At 67.8% G+C, this 6,246-nt stretch carries 5 protein-coding genes; all 5 read right to left on the reverse strand.

The features are described from left to right. Window positions 1–53: 53 nt before the first annotated feature. Window positions 54–575 carry a chemotaxis protein CheW gene (locus VLK61_RS21655; protein ID WP_414636841.1) on the reverse strand — a complete coding sequence of 174 codons (522 nt, stop codon included), beginning with the start codon at window positions 573–575 and terminating at the stop codon, window positions 54–56. A gap of 83 nt (window positions 576–658) precedes the next feature. Beyond that, window positions 659–1,990: a methyl-accepting chemotaxis protein gene (locus VLK61_RS21660; protein ID WP_414636842.1), complete on the reverse strand. Its 1,332-nt coding sequence runs from the start codon at window positions 1,988–1,990 to the stop codon at window positions 659–661. An 83-nt stretch (window positions 1,991–2,073) separates the two neighbouring features. Beyond that, window positions 2,074–3,627 carry a methyl-accepting chemotaxis protein gene (locus tag VLK61_RS21665; protein ID WP_325423818.1) on the reverse strand — a complete coding sequence of 518 codons (1,554 nt, stop codon included), beginning with the start codon at window positions 3,625–3,627 and terminating at the stop codon, window positions 2,074–2,076. Beyond that, window positions 3,624–5,198: a methyl-accepting chemotaxis protein gene (locus VLK61_RS21670; protein ID WP_325423820.1), complete on the reverse strand. Its 1,575-nt coding sequence runs from the start codon at window positions 5,196–5,198 to the stop codon at window positions 3,624–3,626. Before VLK61_RS21670 ends, VLK61_RS21665 begins: the two co-directional genes overlap by 4 nt. A gap of 93 nt (window positions 5,199–5,291) precedes the next feature. Further along, window positions 5,292–6,246, reverse strand: a 955-nt coding sequence (locus tag VLK61_RS21675; RefSeq protein ID WP_325423822.1) for a chemotaxis protein CheA, incomplete at its 5' end; no start/stop codon positions are given.

The raw sequence follows: 6,246 nt of genomic DNA on the forward strand, positions 1-6,246 counted from the left end.
CTTCTCGCTCCAGTCAACCCGGGCAACGCACGGGCGGCCCGAGCCAGACCGCGTCAGGCGGCTTCGGTTTCCATCAGGCCCATGTCGGCGCTGCTCATCAGCGCTTCGATGTCCATCAGGATCAGCATGCGCTCGGCGACGCTGCCGATGCCGGTGATGTAGGAGGTGTCGATGGTGGCGTTGGTGCCGGGGGCCGGGCGGATCGAATCGCCGGACAGCTCCAGCACGTCGGACACCGAGTCGACCACCGCGCCGACCACGCGGCCGCGCACGTTCAGCACGATGACGACGGTGAAGTGGTTGTACTCGGCGCTGTCGCATCCCAGCTTCAGGCGCAGGTCGACGATCGGCACGATCACGCCGCGCAGGTTGACCACACCCTTCAGGAAGGCCGGTGCGTTGGCGATGCGGGTCGGTTGTTCGTAGGAGCGGATCTCCTGCACGCGCAGGATGTCGATGCCGTATTCCTCGGCGCCGAGGCGGAAGGTGAGGTACTCGCCACTGCGGGCGTTGGCGACGGCACGGCGGGCAGCTTCATGCTGGGCGATGCGGGTGCCTTCTTGAATCATTTCCATGGTGGCGTGTCCTTGGTGTTGAGCTGAGGCACCGACCGGCACCTGTCAGATTTATCGGCGGGTGGGGGCCGAACTTGAATGGCTTAGAAGCTTTCCCAGTCGCCACCCGCGTCGGCCGTGGCGGCAGCGGCCGGTTGGGCGGAGGCCGGCGCGGGTCGCATCAGCACGGGCTTGGCGGTCGCGGGCTTGGCGGGCGCTGCGGCAGCCTTGGGCTTGGCCTCGGCTGGCTTGCTCAGGGGTTTGCCGGCGGGTTGGGCTGCGGGTTTTCTGGCGGTCGCGGGCGCCGGCTTGGCGGTTGTCCTGATCGCCGGCTTGGCCGCTGCAGCCGGCGCGTCGGCCAGGCGGAACATGGCGACACCGTCCACCAGGCGCGAGGCCTGGTCCTTGAGGCTTTCGGCGGCAGCGGCGGACTCTTCCACCAGCGAGGCGTTCTGCTGCGTCATCTGGTCGAGTTGCACCACCGCGCCGTTGATCTGGCCGATGCCGGCGCTCTGTTCGGTCGCGGCGGCGGAGATCTCGCCGATGATGTCGGACACCCGCTGCACGCTGGCGACGATTTCGGTCATCGTGCTGCCGGCGTCCTGCACCAGGCGGGCACCGGATTCCACGCGTTCGACGCTGGCGCCGATCAGGGTCTTGATCTCGCGCGCCGCTTCGGCCGAGCGCTGCGCCAGGCTGCGCACCTCGCCGGCCACCACCGCGAAGCCGCGGCCTTGTTCGCCGGCACGCGCGGCTTCCACCGCGGCGTTCAGCGCCAGGATGTTGGTCTGGAAGGCAATGCCGTCGATGGTGCCGATGATGTCGGCGATCTTCTTCGAGCTGGTGTTGATCTCGTCCATCGTCGAGACGACCTGCGCGACGACATTGCCGCCGCGCTGGGCCACCGCCGCGGCGGAGGAGGCCAGCTGGTTGGCCTGCGCCGCCGAATCCGCGCTCTGGCGCACCGTGCCGTTCAGCTGGGCCATCGAGCTGGCGGCCGATTGCAGGCTGCTGGCCGTCTGTTCGGTGCGTGCCGACAAGTCCTGGTTGCCGGTGGCGATCTCGGAGGCCGCCGTGGTCACGCCGTCCGCGCCGTTGCGGATGGCGCTGATCGAGCGGCGCAGCTCGGTCTGCAGCGTCTGCAGCGCCTGCAGCACCTGGGCCGCATCGGTATTGCCTTGCACCGCGATGTCGGTCGACAGGTCACCGCCGGCGATGCGTTGCGTATGCGACGTGAGCGCCGCCAGGAAGCCGCGCATCACCACCGTCGCATCGACGAAGCTCAGCGCCGCCAGCACCGCGCAAGTGCTGCTGCTGCCGATGGTCAGCGCCGCCGGCCAGCCCAGCGACAGGCCGGCGATGACGCAGGCCTGGCCGCTCAACATCAGGGCCAGCAGCAGCACGGCACGCTGGGTGGAAGAAAGGAAGGACAGCATGGTGCGGCTCTTTCGGGTGGGAACGGCGTGGAGAAAACGGCGTGGAGAAAAAAGGAGGCAGCTCAGGGCGGCTGCGCTGAGGCTCAGGCGGTGGCCTGGAGCTTGAAGACATGCATTGCGTCGTTCAGCCGCTGGGCCTGTTCCTTCAGGCTCTCGGCCGCCGCGGCGGATTGTTCGACCAGCGCCGCGTTCTGCTGCGTGCTGTGGTCCATCTGGCCGATGGCTTCGCCGATCTGGCCGACGCCGGCCGATTGCTGCGAACTGGCCGCGCTGATCTCGCCGACGATCTGCGTCACGCGGCGGATTGAGGCCACCACGTCCTGCATCGTGCTGCCGGCCTGGTCGACCAGCTGCGTGCCATGCTCGACGCGTTCGACACTGGTGGAGATCAGCATCTTGATCTGCTTGGCGGCATCGGCCGAGCGCTGCGCCAGGCTGCGCACTTCGCTGGCCACCACGGCGAAGCCGCGGCCCTGCTCGCCGGCGCGGGCGGCTTCCACCGCGGCGTTCAGCGCCAGGATGTTGGTCTGGAAGGCGATGCCGTCGATGACGCCGATGATGTCGGAGATCTTGCGCGACGACTCGTTGATGCCCTTCATCGTCTCGACGACGCGGTTCACCACCTCGCCGCCGGAGACCGCCACGGTCGATGCGCTCAGCGCCAGCTGGTTGGCCTGCACCGCGCTGTCGGCGTTCTGGCGCACCGTGCCGGCCAGGTGGTCCATCGACGATGACGTCTGCTGCAGCGCGCTGGCCTGTTGTTCGGTGCGCACGCTCAAGTCGTTGTTGCCGAAGGCGATCTCGGCACTGGCCGTGGCCACGTTCTCGGCGTTCTGGCGCACGCCGGCGACGATGTCGCGCAGGCGGTGCTGCATCTTCGCCAGCGCGTCGAGCAGCAGGCCCATTTCGTCATGGCTGGTGGAGGCGATGGGCTGGCTCAGGTCGCCGTCGGCAATCTGCTCGGCCGTGCGCACGGCCTGCGAAGCGGCCCGCGTGAGCTTGGCCGACAGCACCCAGCCAATGCTCAAGGCCAGCGCCGCCATGATCAGCAGGCTGCCCAGCAGCACGGCCAGGCCTTGGCGGTAGGCCAGGCCGGCCGATGCGCTGGCCTGCGTGGCGGCGGCGGCATTCATCGCGATCAGCTTGTCCAGCGTGGCACTGGCTTCGTCGTAGAGCTTGGTCGCCGTGCCGCCGCCGAGCTGGCGGGCCTCGTCGGTGCGCATCTGGCGCATCATCGTGAAGAGCTCGGGGTTGAGCGCCTGCGCAGCCTTGAGCTGGCGGTCGAACTGTTCGTACAGCGCCTTGTCCTCGGCGCTGCTGAAGTCCTGGGCATAGGCCGCGCGCTGCTTGTCCAGCCGCGCCTGGCCACGCTTCATCTCGGCCTCGATGGCGTCCACGGCCATCGGGTTCTCGACCAGCAGCAGCTTCATCAGCGTGACCCGGCTGGCACCGAGCTCGGTGCCCAGGTCGCCGAGCTGCTTGACGCTGGGCAGCCAGACGGTGGCCAGGTCACTGGACTTCTCGTTCACCGCGCCGAGGCGGTGGATCGACAGCAGGCTCTGCGCCAGTGCGATCACCAGCACCAGAACAAAGCCGCCCAGCAGCTTGGCCCGGATGCCCAGATGGCGCTTGCTCACGCTGACTGCTCCAGCTTGAACACGCCCACCGCATCGGCCAGCCGGTGCGCCTGCTCTTTCAAGCTCTCGGCGGCGGCGGCGGATTCTTCGACCAGCGCGGCGTTCTGCTGCGTCATCTGGTCGAGCTGCACCACCGCGCCGTTGATCTGGCCGATGCCGCTGCTCTGTTCGCTGGAGGCGGCGGTGATCTCGCCGATGATGTCGGACACCCGCTGCACGCTGGCGACGATCTCGGTCATCGTGCTGCCGGCGTCCTGCACCAGGCGGGCACCGGATTCCACGCGTTCGACGCTGGCGCCGATCAGGGTCTTGATCTCGCGCGCCGCTTCGGCCGAGCGCTGCGCCAGGCTGCGTACTTCGCCTGCTACGACGGCGAAGCCGCGGCCTTGTTCGCCGGCGCGGGCCGCTTCCACCGCGGCATTCAGCGCCAGGATGTTGGTCTGGAAGGCAATGCCGTCGATGACGCCGATGATGTCGGCGATCTTCTTGGAGCTGGTGTTGATGTCGTTCATCGTAGCGACGACCTGCGACACCACGCTGCCGCCGCGCTGGGCCACCGCCGAAGCGGAGGAGGCCAGCTGATTGGCCTGCGACGCGGCATCAGCGCTCTGGCGCACCGTGCCGGTGAGCTGCTCCATCGAGCTGGCGGTCTGCTGCAGGTTCGACGCCGCTTGTTCGGTGCGCTGGCTCAGGTCGGTGTTGCCGGAGGCCACTTCGGCGCTCGCGGTCTGGATCGAATCGGCTGAAGCGCGGATCTGGCCCACCAGCTTGCGCAAGTAGTCCTGCATCGCGTTCAGGCTGCGCAGCAGGTCGGCGCTTTCGTCGCGGCCCTGGTCGTTGACCGGGTGGGTCAGGTCGCCGCTGGCAATCGCGCGGGCCAGTTCGTTGGCCTGGCGCATCGGGCGCAGGATGGAGGCCGAGTTGATCAGCGTCAGCGGCACCACCAGCAGGATGGCTGCGGCCAGCGCGGCGCCGAAGGTGGCGAGCGTGCGGTTGACTGAAGCGCGCATGTCCTCGCGCGCCGCATCGGCCAGCTTGGCATTGGCCTGGCGCAGGCTGGCCAGGCCTTGCTCGGCCGCCTGCATCATGGCCGCTGCCTTGGCGGAGACCTTGCTGATGGTGGTGGCTGAATCGTAGGCCGACGCTTCGATCTGCTTGAGCACCGGCTCGAAGGCCGTGGCATAGCCCTGCACCTGCTTGCCCACCTGCTCGATGGCCGCGCGGTCCAGGCCGTGCTCGGCGTCGCCCAGGCTCTTCACCTCGGCCAGCGTGAGCTTCAGCGAGGCCTGCCACTTGGCCTTCAGCGCGGTGATCGCCTCGGCCTTTTCGTAGTTGATGATCAGGTCTTTCTCGTGGCGGCGCAGGTAGGCGATCTGCTCACCCAGCGAGGCCATGTGGGTGTTGACCGTCAGCGTCTGCTGGGACACCTGGTCGCTCAGCGACTGGATGCGGAACATGCCGATCAGGCCTGCCCCGCCTACCATCACCAGCAGCAGCACCACCATGCCGATGGCACCGAGCATGCGCAGGCGAATCGTGAAGTTGCGCATCAGCTTGTCGACGGCGTTCATCGGGTACTCCGTTGTCTCATCGAGGGTTCGATCTGTCTCGCGGGCCGCTGGCGGCGCCCCCTCGGGGGGAGGCGCCGCAGGCGCTCCGGGGGGTCAATGCCGGGTCCGGCGCACGAGCGTGCCGATGTCCAGGATCAGCGCGACGCGGCCGTCGCCCATGATCGTGGCGCCCGACACATCGGGCACCTTGCGGTAGTTGGCCTCGAGGTTCTTCACCACCACCTGCTGCTGGCCGAGCAGTTCGTCGACCAGCAGCGCGACGCGCTGGCCTTCGGCCTCGACCACCACCATGATGTTGCTGACATGCTCGAAATCGAAGCGCGGCACATCGAAGACCTTCTCGAGGTCGATCACCGGCATGTACTCGTCGCGCACTTCCACCACGCGGCCGGTGCCGCCGATGGTCTTGATCATCTTCGGCTGCACCTGGAAGGATTCCACCACCGAGCCCAGCGGCAGGATGTAGCACTCTTCGCCGACACCCACGCTCATGCCGTCCATGATGGCCAAGGTGAGCGGCAGCCGCACCTTCACGCTCATGCCGTAGCCTTCGGCCGAATCGATGTCCACCGTGCCGCCCAGCGACAGGATGTTCTTCTTGACCACGTCCATGCCGACACCGCGGCCGGAGACATCGGTCACCACGTCGGCGGTGGAGAAGCCGGGCGCGAAGATCAGGTTCCAGCATTCGGCGTCGGTCATCGAGTCCGGTGCGTCGATGCCCTTTTCGCGGGCCTTCTGAATCAGCTTGTTGCGGTTCAGTCCGCGGCCGTCGTCGCGCACTTCGATGACGATCGAGCCGCCCTGATGCGAGGCCACCAGCGTGATCGTGCCGGTCTCGGGCTTGCCCTTGGCGACGCGGTCGGCCGGCAGTTCGATGCCATGGTCGCAGCTGTTGCGCACCAGGTGGGTCAGCGGGTCGGTGATCTTCTCGACCATGCCCTTGTCGAGTTCGGTGGCTTCACCCTGCGTGACCAGGTCGACCTTCTTGCCGAGCTTGGCCGCCAGGTCGCGCAGCATGCGCGGGAAGCGGTTGAAGACCATCGAC

This window comes from Aquabacterium sp. (genome assembly GCF_035476535.1).
Lineage (GTDB): Bacteria > Pseudomonadota > Gammaproteobacteria > Burkholderiales > Burkholderiaceae_C > Pseudaquabacterium.